The 16,379-nt window shown below is 39.4% G+C and carries 15 protein-coding genes; 11 read left to right on the top strand and 4 right to left on the bottom strand.

The genetic code is table 11. The features are described 5' to 3' along the window. Nucleotides 1-56: 56 nt before the first annotated feature. On the bottom strand, nucleotides 57-1,922 hold the full coding sequence (locus AC6UDA_RS02305; protein ID WP_500693506.1) for a cation:proton antiporter domain-containing protein: 1,866 nt from the start codon (nucleotides 1,920-1,922) through the stop codon (nucleotides 57-59). Between the two features lie 90 nt (nucleotides 1,923-2,012). Here AC6UDA_RS02305 and helD point away from each other — a divergent pair, with 90 nt between their 5' ends. From helD to AC6UDA_RS02350, 9 genes are all read left to right on the top strand, one after another. Further along, nucleotides 2,013-4,313: an RNA polymerase recycling motor HelD gene (helD, locus tag AC6UDA_RS02310; RefSeq protein ID WP_500710794.1), complete on the top strand. Its 2,301-nt coding sequence runs from the start codon at nucleotides 2,013-2,015 to the stop codon at nucleotides 4,311-4,313. A 10-nt stretch (nucleotides 4,314-4,323) separates the two neighbouring features. Continuing rightward, nucleotides 4,324-5,238, top strand: a complete 915-nt coding sequence (gene coaA, locus AC6UDA_RS02315; protein ID WP_500693508.1) for a type I pantothenate kinase — start codon at nucleotides 4,324-4,326, stop codon at nucleotides 5,236-5,238. 134 nt (nucleotides 5,239-5,372) lie between these two features. After that, nucleotides 5,373-5,825 (top strand): CopY/TcrY family copper transport repressor, encoded by a 453-nt coding sequence (locus tag AC6UDA_RS02320; protein WP_500699327.1) that lies wholly within the window; start codon nucleotides 5,373-5,375, stop codon nucleotides 5,823-5,825. Between the two features lie 14 nt (nucleotides 5,826-5,839). After that, nucleotides 5,840-8,023 (top strand): heavy metal translocating P-type ATPase, encoded by a 2,184-nt coding sequence (locus AC6UDA_RS02325; RefSeq protein WP_500710796.1) that lies wholly within the window; start codon nucleotides 5,840-5,842, stop codon nucleotides 8,021-8,023. Between the two features lie 106 nt (nucleotides 8,024-8,129). After that, a complete protein-coding gene (locus AC6UDA_RS02330) occupies nucleotides 8,130-9,317 on the top strand; it encodes an MFS transporter (RefSeq protein ID WP_500693510.1) in 1,188 nt (395 codons plus the stop codon). A 54-nt stretch (nucleotides 9,318-9,371) separates the two neighbouring features. Continuing rightward, nucleotides 9,372-10,256: an RluA family pseudouridine synthase gene (locus tag AC6UDA_RS02335; protein ID WP_500710799.1), complete on the top strand. Its 885-nt coding sequence runs from the start codon at nucleotides 9,372-9,374 to the stop codon at nucleotides 10,254-10,256. A 57-nt stretch (nucleotides 10,257-10,313) separates the two neighbouring features. Then, on the top strand, nucleotides 10,314-10,715 hold the full coding sequence (locus AC6UDA_RS02340) for a hypothetical protein (RefSeq protein WP_500710801.1): 402 nt from the start codon (nucleotides 10,314-10,316) through the stop codon (nucleotides 10,713-10,715). Nucleotides 10,716-10,736: 21 nt separating this feature from the next. Further along, on the top strand, nucleotides 10,737-11,177 hold the full coding sequence (locus AC6UDA_RS02345) for a nucleoside 2-deoxyribosyltransferase (RefSeq protein ID WP_500693513.1): 441 nt from the start codon (nucleotides 10,737-10,739) through the stop codon (nucleotides 11,175-11,177). A 22-nt stretch (nucleotides 11,178-11,199) separates the two neighbouring features. Continuing rightward, nucleotides 11,200-12,093 carry a cation diffusion facilitator family transporter gene (locus tag AC6UDA_RS02350; protein ID WP_500693514.1) on the top strand — a complete coding sequence of 298 codons (894 nt, stop codon included), beginning with the start codon at nucleotides 11,200-11,202 and terminating at the stop codon, nucleotides 12,091-12,093. A gap of 57 nt (nucleotides 12,094-12,150) precedes the next feature. Here the strand turns inward: AC6UDA_RS02350 and AC6UDA_RS02355 are convergent, their stop codons facing one another. Further along, entirely contained in the window at nucleotides 12,151-12,501 is a 351-nt protein-coding gene (locus AC6UDA_RS02355) for a hypothetical protein (protein ID WP_500695246.1), read from the bottom strand. A gap of 152 nt (nucleotides 12,502-12,653) precedes the next feature. Between AC6UDA_RS02355 and AC6UDA_RS02360 the strand changes: the two genes are divergently transcribed. Next, nucleotides 12,654-13,439, top strand: a complete 786-nt coding sequence (locus AC6UDA_RS02360) for a threonine/serine exporter family protein (RefSeq protein ID WP_500693516.1) — start codon at nucleotides 12,654-12,656, stop codon at nucleotides 13,437-13,439. Nucleotides 13,440-13,447: 8 nt separating this feature from the next. Continuing rightward, on the top strand, nucleotides 13,448-13,903 hold the full coding sequence (locus AC6UDA_RS02365; protein WP_500693517.1) for a threonine/serine exporter family protein: 456 nt from the start codon (nucleotides 13,448-13,450) through the stop codon (nucleotides 13,901-13,903). Between the two features lie 41 nt (nucleotides 13,904-13,944). Here the strand turns inward: AC6UDA_RS02365 and dapF are convergent, their stop codons facing one another. Both dapF and AC6UDA_RS02375 read right to left on the bottom strand, forming a co-directional pair. Next, on the bottom strand, nucleotides 13,945-14,922 hold the full coding sequence (dapF, locus tag AC6UDA_RS02370; protein ID WP_500710803.1) for a diaminopimelate epimerase: 978 nt from the start codon (nucleotides 14,920-14,922) through the stop codon (nucleotides 13,945-13,947). 11 nt (nucleotides 14,923-14,933) lie between these two features. Further along, nucleotides 14,934-16,304 carry an aspartate kinase gene (locus AC6UDA_RS02375; protein ID WP_500707203.1) on the bottom strand — a complete coding sequence of 457 codons (1,371 nt, stop codon included), beginning with the start codon at nucleotides 16,302-16,304 and terminating at the stop codon, nucleotides 14,934-14,936. Nucleotides 16,305-16,379 lie beyond the last annotated feature (75 nt).

The raw sequence follows: 16,379 nt of genomic DNA on the forward strand, positions 1-16,379 counted from the left end.
ATCATGAACCAGATAAAAAATCCACTGACATCATCTTAGTCAGTGGATTAATTAATTTAATTTTGTGATGCTTCCGGGTTAAAATCACTTCTGATTTGAATTCCAGTTCCCTTTTGGGCGGAGAAAATAATTTGATCACCTAATCTTAGGATCGTCTCACCGGTCGGGTGAAGTAGTTTATGGTCGCGAAAGATTTCGTTAATAGTAATGTCACTACTAAAGGGAAGGTCTTTGACTGCTATGTTAGCCAAACTCGGATTAGTTAGTTTAACTTCATGGAGAACTGATTCGTTAGATTCAATCATCTTAAATGTTGACGGGACCTCAATCAACTCTCTTAGCATGGCAATATTAACGGCAAGGTTGTTATATATCTCAACTCCTAGAGAAAGTAGTTCATCTTGATGCTTATCAAGGACATCGCGATTTTCAAAACGAGCGATAACCCGTTTGACGCCATATTTTTTAGCCGACTTGGCCAATTCGTAACTTTTCTCTGAATCAAAGTAGGCCATAACGACGATATCGCAGTCAAAATAGCCGTTGTCAATTAAAAATCTTGGGTCAAGCTTAGAAACAAGATGAACGTTAGCCTGACTGTTATAGGAGCGGTAGTGCTCCTGATTATCAGTGTATACGTTAACGTCGTACCACCCAGTTGAAAGTTGTTGAGCGACTGGGATGGTAGTTAAGTTAACCCCAAAGAAATTAACCTTAATCTTAGGATAGGTTTCTGGTTCGACTTTAAAGGCCTTGTTAAAGACCAGTGGGCCAATGATACAGGTAATAATTGCTGCAAGCAAAAATGCCCCCGACTGTTGAGATGTGATCACTTTCATCCCCTTAGCAACTTGGAGAATTGCAAGAACCATGGTGATGGTTGCACTCGGAAGGGCCATTCCAGCCAGTGAGTTTTGCTTATTGAAACGTAACCTAAAGATGGGATAAAGTCCCAACTTCGCGATGATGTAACTAGCAAAGAAAACAGGGATTAGAACCAAAGTCGCTGGGTTTGACAGCAACTCTTTGACATTCAAACCAACACCACTCATGATAAAGAAGACTGGAATGAAGAGCCCATATCCGATTGAATCCAATCGATCTTTTGTGGTTTCGGATGGTTGTAGTAATTTATAGACCATTCCACCGATGAATGCCCCTAAGATGTCCTCTGATCCAACAAAGACGGCAATCGTTGATAGTAAAACAATGATGAAGAAAGCTAGCCGAATGTCAATCTGAGTGGTTGATTTATTGATTTGGTCTGAAACCTTGAAGAAACGTTTAAACCACCACAATAAAAAACCTGCTACCACAAATAGAATCAGGATGAGCCATAGTGACTTACTGTCGGATCCAAATACCGAGGCGTAGATCGTCAGGGCAAAGATCGGTAAAACTTCACCAAGGGCAGCAATTAACAGAATGGTTTGGCCAAAGGCGCTTCCAGTGACGTCTTTTTCCTTTAAGGCTGCGATGACCACGCCAAGTGAAATGGTAGCAAACAAGATTGAAGCTAACCAGAAGTCACTAAATAGTCCAGTTAATTTACAGAAGTATCCTAGGATTAATGCTAGAATGATAACCGTTGCATACCCCATAAAGGCTAGTTGAACGGAGGAAAATCGTGGAGCAGTTTTGCTTGATTTTTTTTCTAGTTCACTGGGATTTTTGTTTTTGGGTTTAAATAAGGAAAAATCGATTTCCATTCCACTCAAAAACAGCAGAACGATCACACCAATCTTGGAAAGAATGGATAAAATGTTTGAGTCGGAAACGATGTTGAATAAGCTGGGACCTAATATGATTCCAACTAAGATTTCAACGACTGCGGTTGGCAGCATTGAAATGTGGAATCGTGCCATCACTAATGGAGTTATTAGGGCCGCAAGTAGAACAATTACTAATGAGATTGAGTCCATATTACGATCACCTTGGTTTATATATTTTGTTCAGTTGAGTTAATATGTTAGAATATTTAATCAAGTTTAGCAAGCAGGAGGGATTATCCGTTGGAAAATTCAATTAAAGATGAAGAACAGAAACACCTTGATTTTGTTGAAAGCAAAATTGAAATGGCAGAGGTCGATGCTGCTAAAAAAATTAAAAAAGCGAAGGGTGACCAATCGGAAATCCAAAAGAACTTTTTTAACGATGTTCGTTTAAAGACAAGTACATATAGTGGACAGATGGAGACGGGTGTCTCGGTTAGACAGCAACAGCAATTACTTTCGGAACGTGAGAATCGCTGGAAGAACGCCGCAAGGGATCTTGATACGCTAAAACGGCTGGATCAAAATCCCTACTTTGCTCGAATTGATTTTCACGAAGAAGGCGAGAAACACACTGAAACCATTTACATTGGCCTAGCGTCATTTACCGATAATCCTGACGATTATCTGGTGTACGACTGGCGGGCACCTATTTCCAGTATTTACTATGATAGTGGAATTGGTGAAATGACGTATGATTCACCGGCTGGTCCCCAAAAGGTTGACGTCAAGTTAAAGCGACAGATTGAGATCAAGAACGGTAAGATTGAAACCATCTTTGATACAGACGAAGCCCTTGGAGACAACTTACTTCTAGAAAATCTCAGTCATCAGTCTGATACCAAAATGAAGAGCATCGTTACCACGATTCAAAAAGAGCAGAACCAGATCATTCGTGATACTGATTCTGATTTGCTATTTGTTCAGGGAGCGGCCGGATCAGGAAAGACGGCTGCGGTTTTGCAACGAATTGCATACTTACTTTATCGTTATCGTGGTAATTTGAATTCTGGACAGGTAATCTTATTTTCCCCCAACCAACTTTTTAATGACTACATCAATGAGGTCTTACCCGAGTTAGGGGAACAAAATATGGTTCAGATGACGTACTACCAATACACCAACCGACGAGTTCCCCACTTGGAGGTTGAAACCATTGGTGAACGTTTTGTCGAAACTCATGAAAAACACCAACAAAAGGTGGTTGACTTCAAAAACAGCTTGGATTTCTTTGATCTAGTTGGAACGTACGCTCATCATTTAAATAAGGAAAACTTTCAGTTCAAAGACATTAAATTTGAAGATAATATCTTTATTTCTAAGGAAGATATTAGTGAAATCTACTATCGTTTTAACGAAAACTATAACTTACGGAATCGTTTGGAAGCTACCAAGGAAGAACTGAATAAGATTTTAAATCGTCACATTGGGAGTGAGATGAAAAAGAAGTGGGTCGAAGAAACCATTGAAGGACTTGACCAGCAACAACTTCAGGCCATTTACGCTAAATATGGCGAAAGTATGGATAATCCCGATAAGGAATATAACTTTTTGGCTAAAAAGATTGTCCAAAACGCTTTTAGAAACGTTAGAAAGGCCATTACTCGCGGTCGATTTGTTAGTATCAATCGCCAGTTCGTTAATCTAATCAGAAACGTTCCTAGAATTACCGACTTGAGCAAGTATGGAATTGATGAACAAGAATGGAATGACGGGGTTGAAAAATCAATTGAGCGATTAAAGAATGGCAAAATTAGTGATGCTGATATTTCAATTTATCTTTATTTGTATGATTTAATATCTGGGAAACGTCCTGATATTCATATGCGTTATTTATTTGTCGATGAAGTTCAAGACTATACCCCATTTCAGTTGGCTTACCTCAAGTTTAATTTTCCAAGGGCTAAGTTTACTTTACTGGGAGACCTCAACCAAGCGATCTTCACGCATGAGAGTAGTAACAGCCTTTTGCGGGAAATGAAGACGATGTTTGATCCTGAGAAGACCAAGGTAATCGAACTTAATAAGTCTTATCGTTCAACTGAACAAATCACTGATTTTACCAAGCATTTGATCCCAGATGGCAGTAAGATCCAGTCGTTTGCTAGAAGAGGTGAACTTCCTAAGATTAACGTTGTCAAAGATTTTAATAATGGAATAAACGTTTTAAAGAATACGATTCAGGTAAATGATCAGGCGAGTGATACCACGGCCGTCATTGCTAAATCGTTAGACGAGTGTCGACGAGTTCATGATGAGCTAAAAAAAGATGGGATTAAATCCACGTTGATTCAAACCGAAAATCAGCGGTTGGTCAAGGGTGTTATTGTTGTTCCGGCCTATCTAGCTAAGGGACTTGAGTTTGACGCCGTTGTAATGTGGAATGGTTCTAAAGAAGAATATCCAACGGAGCGTGATGACCAGTTAGTGTACACAATTTGTAGTCGTGCTATGCACCGCCTGGACGTGATTTCAGTTGGGGAGTTATCACCAACGTTTAAGGACGTCCCAAAAGATGAGTATGATTTAGTAACCAGGTAGGTGAGTTTTGTTGAAGGATTTCTATGAATTTAGTAAAAATGAATGGAAACAGTTTTATCCAAATGAATCTGCTCCAATTACACAGGCTAATTTGGAAAGATTAAAGGCCTTTAATGATCAGATCTCACTTGACGATGTTTCTGATATTTACATGCCATTGGTACGCTTATTAGAACTGGCTTCTAAACATTACCAAGATTGGGAGCTTACTGAAAGTGATTTTCTAAAACGTAAAACGCCTAAAATTCCATTTATCATCGGAATTTCGGGAAGTGTGGCTGTGGGGAAATCAACCGCAGCGCGTTTGCTTCAATACCTTTTTACCGATTTATTGCCAGAAATGAAAACGCAACTAATCACGACTGATGGTTTTTTGTATCCAACTAAGGTCTTAAAAGAAAAGGGCATTCTTGATCGTAAAGGATTTCCTGAAAGCTATGACATGGAATCATTGATTCAATTTTTGGTTAAGATTAAGGCTGGTGTGAAAGAAGTAAAAGCACCAGTCTACTCTCATCAAACGTATGACATTATTCCTCATCGTTATGATGTCATCACTAATCCCGACATTTTAATCATTGAAGGAATTAACACGCTTCAAATTCCTGATCATCAGAAACTCTATATTGGTGATTTTACTGATTTTTCGATCTATATCGATGCTAATCCAGATCTGATTGAGACTTGGTACCTTAATCGTTTTAAGAAGTTAATGAAAACGGCTTTTCAGGATCCAACTAATTATTACTATAAGTACGCAAAAGAGGAGCCAGAACAGGCGGTTAAAATGGCGGGAAACGTTTGGAAAACCGTCAATTTACCGAACTTAAAGGAGTACATTTTACCAACACGTGAAAGAGCCAACCTTATTATTCATAAAGGTGTGGGGCACATCGTTGATAAAGTTTATCTTAGGAAATATTAAAATAAAAATCGCTCGATCGTTATAATTCAATGATTGAGCGATTTTTTATTGAGAAATAGATTAAATGGTTGCAAAGTTTACAGATGTAGATTATGATTAATATTGAATTTACAGATGTAAACCATGAATTGGAGGTGAATTATTTGGATCAAACCAAAAAAATTGAAGAAATTACGCCCGCTGAATGGCAAATTATGCGGTTGATTTGGACGATGGGAGATAGCTCATCACGAAAAATCATTGACACGATTACGAAAAAACGTGATTGGAAAGAGTCAACGATTAAAACGTTACTTAGTCGATTGGTTAAGAAAGGTTTGTTAACTCGTTCTAAAAAGGGAGGCTATTTCGTTTATTCGCCCACTGTTAACGAACAGAATGCGATGAATCTAAGTGCTGAAGAACTTTTTGAACAAATGTGCGACATGCGTAAAGGCCAGACCATTATGGATTTGATTAACCAAAGTAAGATTAGTAAGAGTGATATTCACAAGTTGGGTGAAGTTTTGAGCCAAAAGCTAAAAACCGCCCCCGATAAAGTGGATTGTAACTGTTTACCAGGCGATATGGGCATGGATTGTCAATAGAAAGGAGCTTTTTAATGAAGGATATGGACAATGGAAAACATGATTCAATGGGGAAAATGAATATGAATCATGATAACCATAATATGAAAAATATGAACCCCAAAGACAATGATAATAGTCAAATGAACATGAAGGGTAATTCTAAAATGAAAATGGACCATGGTTCGATGAAAATGGATCATGGATCTATGAACATGGGAAACGGTTCAATGGATATGGGCGGCGGCCACATGATGAACATGGGAAACTTCAAACGGCGCTTTTGGATTTCATTGATTATTACGATTCCCATCTTATTACTTTCTCCGTTTATGGGGATGAAGTTGCCGTTTCAGATTACTTTTCCGGGGTCTGATTGGATTGTAATGATTCTTTCAACCATTCTGTTCTTTTATGGTGGTCAACCATTCTTTAGTGGAGCCAAAAATGAGTTGAAAAGTCATGCTCCAGCAATGATGACGTTGATTACACTAGGTATTTCAGCTTCGTACTTTTATAGTTTGTATGCTTTTATTATGAATACCTTCATTAATCCAAACGGTCATGTGATGAATTTCTTCTGGGAACTAGCAAGCTTGATTGTCATTATGCTACTAGGTCACTGGATTGAAATGGATGCGGTCATGAATGCTGGGGATGCGCTTAAAAAGATGGCTGCACTACTTCCAAGCACAGCCCATTTGGTTGAATCTAACGGAGAAACTAAGGATATTCAACTAGACCAGTTAAAAGCCGGCGACATTGTTTTGGTTCAACCGGGTGAAAAAGTTCCAGCTGACGGCGTGGTTGATTCTGGAACTAGTGCTGTAAACGAAGCCTTAGTAACTGGTGAGTCGAAGGCAGTGACTAAGAAAAAGGGAAGTAAAGTAATTGGTGGATCCGTCAACGGTGATGGTAGTATGCAAGTCAAAGTTACCGCCACTGCTAAAGATGGATACCTAGCTCAAGTTATTAAAATGGTGCAAGCCGCTCAAAAGGAAAAATCAAAAGCGGAGACGTTAGCTGACAAGGTTTCGCGCTGGTTGTTCTATGGCGCCCTGATCATTGGAATTTTAGCATTGGTCGTTTGGACGATTTTAAGCGGATTAAGTTATGGACTGCAACGAATGATTACGGTCCTGGTTATCGCATGTCCCCACGCTTTAGGTTTAGCCATCCCACTAGTCGTAGCTAGAAGTACCTCAATTGCCGCTCAGAATGGACTGTTAATCAGAAATCGTCAGTCAATTGAAGAGGTTAAACGTTTGGATTACGTCTTTATGGATAAGACTGGGACTCTGACTGAAGGAGTCTTTCAAGTCAATGATGTAATCTCTGATTCCGATATGAGTAACGAAGAACTTCTGACTAAATTTGCTGATCTTGAAGCCAATTCTAGTCATCCTCTAGCAGCTGGAATTCTAGCCAAGGCTAAAAAGGATCAAGTTTCCGTCGTCCCAGCCAAGAACGTCCAAGCCATTCAGGGAGTTGGACTAACGGGACAAATTGACGGAAAAGAGTATAAGATTGTGACGGCTAAGTATCTAACTGATAATCACATGGACTACGATCATAAACAATTTGATAATCTTGCTAGTCAAGGTAATTCGATTAGTTACTTGGTAAGTGATGATAAGGTACTTGGGGTGATTGCCCAAGGAGATGTTCTTCGTCCTAAGTCAATCGACTTAATTAAGGCACTTAGAAGAATGAACATTACCCCCGTAATGCTCACTGGTGATAATGACTTGGCTGCTAAGCGAGTTGCTCATCAATTGGGTGATATTGATTATCGGTCCGAACTACTTCCACAAAATAAGGAAGAAATCATCAAAGAGTATCAGAATAAGGGTAATGATGTCATGATGGTTGGTGACGGTATCAACGACGCTCCGAGTTTATCACGTGCTAACATTGGAGTGGCCATCGGTGCTGGAACCGACATTGCCATCGAATCGGCTGACGTTGTACTGGTTAGAAGTGATCCAGAAGATATCATTGACTTCTTAGACCTTGCCAGAGCAACTAACCGGAAAATGGTTGAGAACCTCTGGTGGGGAGCTGGCTACAATATCATTGCAATGCCACTTGCTGCTGGGATCTTAGCTCCAATTGGAATTATCCTTTCGCCAGCCGTTGGGGCCTTGATTATGTCAGCTTCAACCATCATTGTGGCTGTGAATGCTTTCACCCTTCATATGGGAAAGATTAAAGAATAAACAATTAATTAGTCGATTAAGCAAGAGTGGCTTTCATTTGCCACTCTTTTTTTGTATAATCGATCCATTAAGTAATAAATTAAGTAACAAGGGATGGTGGGTGTTCATGGATCAACAAAAGAAAAAGTATTCCCCGATGATGAAGTTTTCGTTGTTGGCGGTTTCGTTAGTTTTAGCGTCATCACTGTCAGTTTCAGCGGAAGTACCACAATGGCAGCGTGCATTTCCAGGGCATTCATATTCAAGTATTGAGTTAATTGCCACCATGCCAGCTTTAGCAGTGATCATCTTTCTGCTTGGAAGTAGTTGGATTGCTAAAAAGATTGGGGCCAAAAGAACCGTTATACTCGGGTTGCTGGTCAGCGGAATCGCTGGAGTGATTCCTATTTTTGTTACTAATTATTATGTAATGCTTATTTCACGATTTGCTTTTGGAATTGGGCTTGGTTTGTTGAATGGACTGGCCGTTAGTCTGATTGGAACCTTCTTTAAGGGAAAAGAAAAGAATCAACTGATGGGAGTTAGAAGTGGATTTGAGATGTTGGGTAATGCCATTTCAGCGTACGTTGCTGGTGCATTACTAGTTGATTTTGGTTGGCATAGTGCTTTTCTAATTTATACCTTGGCATTTCCGGTTGCCATCTTGTTTTTCTTCTTTGTTCCGTCACCACCAAAAGTGGAACATTATCAAGCGGAACGAAAAAACAAATACTTTCCAAAGATTAATACTGATGTTCTTTTCTGGACCATGCTACTTGCTGGATATCAAATTACGTATGTGGGTGCCACCGTTCGAATTGCTGAATTTATTGAAGGAACCGGGATTGGTTCCACGCAACAGTCAGCGGTTGTTATCAGTATTGCGCCAATCTTTGGTTTAGTTGGTGGTATAGTCTTCAGTATGGCACTGATGAAGTTGAAGAAATATTTATTGCCCGTCGGAATTATTGCTAGTGGATTTTGTCAGCTATGGATTGGGTTATCACACTCGTTCTTTAGTGCGGCGCTTGGCTTTTTCCTAGTAACTTTTCTTGATGCGATTGTGGTTTCCTACATTTTAAACATTGCGACTGAAATTTCATCCAAAGGAACTCTGAACTTAACCACTTCCATCTTGTTGATTGGTAGTAATTGTGGAATCTTTTTAGCGCCGATTGCTTTAGGTGGGATTGATTCGGTATTTAGTTCCAATAAGCCCGCATTAACCTTTGTAGTTTGTGGAATTATTCTACTAGCTATGGGAGCCGTTGGTGTATGGGATATTAAATTTTTACGCAGAAAAATATTTAATTAGGGCAGTGCATTTGATGCATCGCCTTATTTATTTTGGTCAAAGGAGCAAAAAACCATGAAAGTTAATTTTAAAAGTTCTCATACTAGTCCCATATCGCTCAAGGCCTTTTTGAGTCAACATGGGATTAGTCATCGGATGTATGCAGACTTAAAGCGAGCGAAAAATGCTTTTAAGATTAATGCTAAGGCCGTCAAGCCGTCGGTTAACGTTTCCTTTGATGATGTCGTCTCTGTTTTTCTCCCAAATGAATTATCTGATCCACGAATTGCGGTTAGTTTTGAACCAATTAATGTAATTTACGAAGATGAGAATTGGCTAGTGGTTAATAAAGAAGCTGGGTTAACGTCGGTTCCAGGCCCAAGCAACCAATCCGATACACTGGTGAATCGGATTAAAGGCCATTTAATAAACGAAGAGGCCGCAAATTTACGACCGCACATTATTACACGTTTGGATCGGTTTACTAGTGGAGTGGTCTTAGTTGCTAAAAATCGTTTGGCAAATAGTTATGCCAATGAAGAGCTGAATCGTCATGAAATTGATAAGCGATACCTAGCAATCGTTTCTGGCAAAATGACACAAAAGCACGGGCTCATTGACCAGCCAATTGGGCGAATTGGTGATAACTTTGCGAGACGAGTGACTACGTCGGGAAAGGCCGCACAGACGGAATACTGGGTTAAAAAAGACTTAAGTGATGCATCACTATTAGAAATTAAACTTCACACTGGGCGTACCCATCAGATTCGGGTTCACATGACATCGATTGGTCACCAGCTACTTGGTGATGGACTTTATCATGGTCCACTTGATCGGGGAATTAAACGCCAGGCGTTACATGCTTTTACGCTTTCTTTCTTTGATCCGTTTCAAGGACGGCAGTTAAGTTTTGAAGCCAAGTTGCCTGATGATATGGAAAAGGTAATTTCCAAAAATTAGTATGTAAATTTTTTAAAATTTGCTACAATAAAGTTAGTAAAGTAAGGAGAATGTTCCGTGGAAGATAACATCCAGTTAGGTGAAAAATCCTTTGATAAAATGATGTTTGTACTTAATAAGCCGGTGAATGAGAAGAATCACCTTGACTATAAGTTCAAAGATTATGAGATGCAGCAAATTGCTGACGACATTTGGGGAATGCCTGCTTACATGAAAAAAGACGATGATTTTACCATTTTCTTCATTGTCACCAGGGTTAATAGTGGCGAGATTGTGGTAGCAATGACAACTGGTCAGTCTGGTAAAAAGGGTCAGTTTGATCTGTCACGACCAGTTAATACGGGTGCCGGATTAAACGAATTATATAAACACGATCAGGACCAAGCGAAAGAAGCTCTTCATTTTTTGAATTTAATTTCAAAAGCTGGCGAGGGTGAATGGCGAATGGTAGAAGACTAAACAGAAAATAGGAGAGTTAACATGGCTCAAATTTATTTAGCAAGTCCATTTTTTAGTAACGAACAAATTCAAAGAATTGAAGTTGTTGAACACGCATTAGAGGCAAATCCAACGGTGACTGATTTTTATTCACCACGTAAACATCAGGACGCTGAAAATGAACAGTTTACCCTTCCATGGGCGAACGAGATCTATCATCGTGACATGGAAAATCTAGAAGCAGCTAAAGCAGTGGTGGCTGTGGTTGATTTTGGTGGTAGTAATGTTGATAGTGGTACTGCGTATGAGATTGGTGCGGGGGTTCAAATGGGAAAGCCCGTTGTGGTCTTTCAGCAAAAGGATGAACCACTTAACCTAATGATCTCAGAAAGTTTGCATGCTTACCTGAAAAACGGCGAGCAACTCCAGGCTTATGATTTTACTAAGATGCCAGAGAGTCACTATACAGGGAACATTTTTTAAGTCGAATTAAAGGAGAAAGATTATGAATAATGATCAATTATCTGGAATGAGATTTTTCGAAGTAACGGTATTAAATGCAGTCATTACGATTCTTGAATTTTTGGGTGGGATCTTTTCGGGAAGTTTGTCACTTCTTTCGGACGCCTTCCATAATTTGGGGGATTCCATTTCAATTGTATTGAGCTATATTGCTCATCGAATAAGTAAAAAACAACAAACCAAACAGAACACTTATGGCTTTAAACGAGCTGAAATTATTTCGGCGTTCTTGAATTCATTGTTTTTGATTTTAATTTCGCTTTTTTTGATTATTGAAGCTGTTAAGCGAATTTCACATCCAGAAACAATTAATGGGCCAGTAATGCTGGTGGTTGCAGTTGTCGGAACTGTGGCCAACTTCTTTTCTGCTTTTTTGTTAAATAAAGGCGCTAAGCACAACTTGAACATGAGAGCCACCTACCTCCACTTGTTGAGTGATTCGTTGTCATCGCTTGGAATTATCATTGGTGGAATCTTAATTGCTTTCTTGAATTGGACAATTGTGGATCCAATTGTGACCATCCTAGTGGCACTTTACATTATGTGGGAGAGTTGGCCCATCATTAGGAAAACGGTGGGGATTTTGATGGAAAGTGCACCCAAACTGAATTACGCTGCCATTAAAAAAGATCTATTAAAAATTGATGGGGTGACTGGTGTTCACCACGTGCATGCGATGATGGTGGATGAAAACAGCATCGTTTTTTCGGCTCACGTTAATATGAAAAATATGCCCTTAGATCAGGTCCAATTAATTTACGATAAGATTAATAAATTATTGAAGAGTAAGTATCACATTGACCATGTCACGATTCAACCAGAAGTTGACCGGGGAAGACATGATGATTTATTTTACGATAACGGAAAAGACATATAAAAAAACAGTTTCTTTCTACTAGAGAAAGAAACTGTTTTTTTGTGATTTTAAAGTGATCTATAAAGTGCTGTCTGGATCTAATTTATTGGTTTCGTTAACATACCATTCTGACCAATCAGTGGTTGGGTTACCGTTTTCAAAGTAAGTCTGACTTAATTTACTTAAAAGGATTGCGAAATCACCATAGTCAAGTTCAATGATGTCAGCGACAACGTCTCGTGGACTATTATTACTCAGAGTGACGATTTCACGGTTTAAATCAGCAATTACACCAGATTCACCGTCAAAAGTACTCATAACTTCCAGGTTGTTGTTCCTAAATAGTTTGATGTAGAAAGGAACAAAATCGTTAACAACCTTTTTTTGGCCCTGCTCACTTAAATCACTAAACTTTACATTGTCACTCATATTTTTCCTCCTGTATGATACCGTTACAAATCTAATTTAATTATATCTGTCTGGATACCATTCGTAAAATAGTTTTTTGTAACGAAAACTCAATGAGATTTTTTACTTATATTTTGATATGCTAGAAATATTAAAGAAAAGGGGTGAGTCGCATGTTTGGGAAGAATCAACTGGATCCGGATTCGCGTTTTCGTAATTATAGTGACTTGGTCATTAAGACCTGTATGTTGGCGGGTAAAATCATGATTGAAAATGGGTCAGAAATGACACGAGTTAATGACACCATTAAGCGAATCGCACGAAATGCTGGGATGCCAAACTTGAAGACTTACATTACGATTACTGGAATTATGATTTCCGTTAATGATAATTCAGAAACTCAGATTACTGAGATTGATAAGCGGGCTTTTGACTTAAGAAAAATCACGGCTGTGAACGATTTATCGCGACGCTTTGCGGAACACAAGACAACGTTAGAGCAGTTCTATCAAGAATTGCAACACGTTAGTGATCTGGATACTTATTTTCCGTACTGGATGAAAATGTTAGCGGCTGCGGTCCTTTCAGGATCCATTGAAGTGGTTTTTCGTGGTGATTATTCGGTATTCTTTATTACCTGTCTGATTGGGATGTTAGGTTGGATTATTTTTGACTATTTGAATCGTATCGTGAAAGTTGAGTTTATAAACGAATTTACTGCGGCCATTTCAATTGGCATGTTAGCCATGCTAGCCCGAAAGTTGGGACTTGGAAGTGGTGTGGATAATATGATTATTGGGAGTGTGATGCCGCTTGTTCCTGGCGTCCAAATCACTAATGCGGTCCGAGATTTAATGTCTGGCAACCTTGTTAGTGGACCAGCTAGAGCAATGGAAGCCATTATGGGAGCGTGTGCTTTAGGATTTGGAGTGGCACTTGCTTTGAAGTGGTTTGGATAGGGGTGTTTATGATTGAAATTTTAGTGAAAATAATTGGAGTTTACGTTGCCACCCTTTGTTTTGCAATTTTGATCAACGTGCCACCGCGTGCTCTTAATCTAGGTGGATTGGTGGGGGTTGCCAGCTATTTAGTGTACCTAACCTACAATTCGATTTTTGGTGGTTACGTTGGTGGAAACGTCTTTGGAGCGTTTACGATTGGGATCTTGGGAATGCTGGCAGCTCGGTACAAAAAAATGCCAATCATCGTTTTTAACATTCCAGCGTTAGTTCCGCTTGTTCCCGGTGGACAGGCGTATGAAGTTATGAAATACATTGCAACGGGCAACACGCACTTAGCGTTTGTTTACTTAATGCAAGTCGCGATGATTGCAGGAGCGTTGGCGATTGGGTTCTTACTAGCCGAGTTGGCGATTCAACTGTTCTTTCACATCACCCATCTTTTGAAGGGAATCGTATCTTAATTGAAAGTAAAAACCACATTGACAAGCGGCCAATGTGGTTTTTAGTTAGTTTGAAGCTGTTTGACAAAGTCTTGATAATCCTGCTCCTCACCGGTATCGGTGATTTGAATATTATCGAGGTTGGCGTTTCTTAGGTCACTTTCACTAATATTTAACTCATTAGTAAAAGTCGCATTTCCAATCAAATGAAGATCGTAGTGAACCCCACTGCGTTTTATGTGAGTTTTTACCATACCACCTGGATTATAAATATTGACGGTTTCGTCAAAGTCCGAATCATGAGTTAAGATTTCGTAAATTAGACTAGTGGCCGTCATTCCAGTCCCACAGGCATTTGTAAGACCTACACCCCGTTCGAAGGTTCGAACGAAAAGTTCATTTTGATCCATAACGTTAGCAAAACTAACGTTGACGCCGTCCGTAAAGTACTTGTTTTTTCCGTTTAGCATTTTGCCTAGCTTAACTAAATCGTCTGATTTAACTTGATCCATACTCATAAAACTAATGAGATGAGGATTAGGCACTGCGACCGCTGAATAATCTAATCCAGAAATGAAATCATTGACTGGCTGATCTAACAGTGGTGTTTTGATATTTTCAAGGGGCAGACTCTTAGCGTCAAATGAGATTGGTGAGATCTGAACACTAAAGGCGGGAACTCCAGGTGCAATGTCACTCTCTTTTGTCACATCTAGATCTGCATCGTTGGTTTCAACCTTGAAAGCATCCTGACCAAACTTTTGTGACAAGTACCGAGAAACGGTCCGAAGTCCGTTTCCACACATTGAAGCTTCACTACCATCGGCGTTAAAGACTCGCATTTTTCCCAGTGCATTGGGGTGGTTTGATGAATCAACCACCAGGACCCCATCGGCGCCGTTTAAAATGTGATTTTTGGGGTCTGAAATGGTTTGAGCAAGTTTTTTAAGTTCCGAGTCAGTTAGTTTTTGGTCTAATTCGGTTTGATCCAAAATAAAGAATTGATTTTCGGATCCGTGTACTTTAAGTAATTTAGTCATAATTTAGTCTCCTAATAAATTAGTCGGTTGTTGTCAAAGAAGTTTCTGTAGATTAGCTTGACGGCTTTATCTGAATCTTTAATGTCAGTTCCAAGCATCACGGAAATCTTGGAAGCTCCTTGATTAATCATGTGAATGGAGATGCCATTGTCAGTTAGGGGCCGAATGATTTTTTCAATGGTGTGATTATCAGACTGCATTCCCTCGCCAACGATCATGATGATGGCATAGTCATTAATCCAACGAATTTGATCGGGATGAAGGGCATCTTTGATTTCTCTTGTAATTTCTTTGACGATATGGTCATTTAGTTGGGCCTTATCAAAGATAATGGTCAGGTCATCGATTCCAGAAGGCATGTGTTCGTACGACACGTTGTATTTGTACAGAATTTTGAGAATCTTAAGGGTAAAACCCACTTGTTTGTTAAGCAGGTAGCGATGAATGTACAGTGCTGAGAAGTGCTTGGCACTGGCTACCCCAGTAATTACGCGAGTTGGTTGAAATTTATTTTCAGGAACAATCAGGGTTCCGGGTAAATCAGGGGCCGATGTATTTTTCACGTTGATCGGAATTCCGACCTGAATTGCTGGAATGATGGCTTCATCATGAAAGACTGAGAAACCAGCATACGAGAGTTCTCTCATTTCTCTATAAGTCATTACGTCGATAGCTTTCGGGTTTTTAACCACCCGCGGGTCAACCGAATAGATCGCGTTGACATCGGTAAAGTTTTCGTATAGATCAGCTTGAAGCCCACGAGCTACGATTGAGCCGGTAATATCGGAACCACCCCTTGAAAAGGTAGCGATTTGATTATCATCATTGACCCCAAAAAATCCTGGAAAGATCATTTTTTCTTTAACGTCACGAAATCTTCTGATGTTTCCGTAGGTAACGGGATTGATTTGCGCATCGGCAACGTCGCCGGTGACTTTAAAACCAATTTCTTTTGGATCCATAAACCTTGCGGGAATTTTAAGTTGGTTTAAAATCATCGTCAACATTTGCGCGTTGAGGTATTCTCCCTGAGCTTTAAAGGTACTCATTAGATGAGCAGAATCCAGAAACGATTGATTAGGTAATTCTCTTAACTGTGAGACAATTTGGGTAATCTGTTTCGTCTGAACGTTAAATGATTCACCAATTTCTTGATAGCGATCAATAATTTGATTAAGAATGTCAGAAAAGTCTTCATGGTCAAGAACTTTGTTAGCATACTCGATTAATAAGTCGGTAACTTTCACGTCACCTTTGAAGCGAGTCCCGGGAGCAGAAACAACGACTGCCTTCCGATCTGGATCTGATTTGATGATATTAATTACCTTTTGAAATTGGGCTCCGTTAGCTAGTGAGCTCCCACCGAATTTGGTTACTTTCATGAATTATTCATCCTTAAGAATTTAATTAAATTGAATTGTAGCATTAATTTTTAATTTATCAATCTTGGAATCCAA

The sequence above is a fragment of the Fructilactobacillus sp. X8R4C1 genome, assembly GCF_059900905.1.

Bases quoted from the DNA above. Each gene is read 5' to 3' on its own strand.
- AC6UDA_RS02365 (WP_500693517.1), top strand. From the start codon at position 13,448: ATGATTGAAATTTTAGTGAAAATAATTGGAGTTTACGTTGCCACCCTT.
- AC6UDA_RS02305 (WP_500693506.1), bottom strand. From the start codon at position 1,922: ATGGACTCAATCTCATTAGTAATTGTTCTACTTGCGGCCCTAATAACT.
- dapF (WP_500710803.1), bottom strand. From the start codon at position 14,922: ATGACTAAATTACTTAAAGTACACGGATCCGAAAATCAATTCTTTATT.
- AC6UDA_RS02325 (WP_500710796.1), top strand. From the start codon at position 5,840: ATGAAGGATATGGACAATGGAAAACATGATTCAATGGGGAAAATGAAT.
- AC6UDA_RS02345 (WP_500693513.1), top strand. From the start codon at position 10,737: ATGGCTCAAATTTATTTAGCAAGTCCATTTTTTAGTAACGAACAAATT.
- AC6UDA_RS02330 (WP_500693510.1), top strand. From the start codon at position 8,130: ATGGATCAACAAAAGAAAAAGTATTCCCCGATGATGAAGTTTTCGTTG.
- AC6UDA_RS02335 (WP_500710799.1), top strand. From the start codon at position 9,372: ATGAAAGTTAATTTTAAAAGTTCTCATACTAGTCCCATATCGCTCAAG.
- AC6UDA_RS02375 (WP_500707203.1), bottom strand. From the start codon at position 16,304: ATGAAAGTAACCAAATTCGGTGGGAGCTCACTAGCTAACGGAGCCCAA.
- AC6UDA_RS02360 (WP_500693516.1), top strand. From the start codon at position 12,654: ATGTTTGGGAAGAATCAACTGGATCCGGATTCGCGTTTTCGTAATTAT.
- AC6UDA_RS02350 (WP_500693514.1), top strand. From the start codon at position 11,200: ATGAATAATGATCAATTATCTGGAATGAGATTTTTCGAAGTAACGGTA.
- AC6UDA_RS02355 (WP_500695246.1), bottom strand. From the start codon at position 12,501: ATGAGTGACAATGTAAAGTTTAGTGATTTAAGTGAGCAGGGCCAAAAA.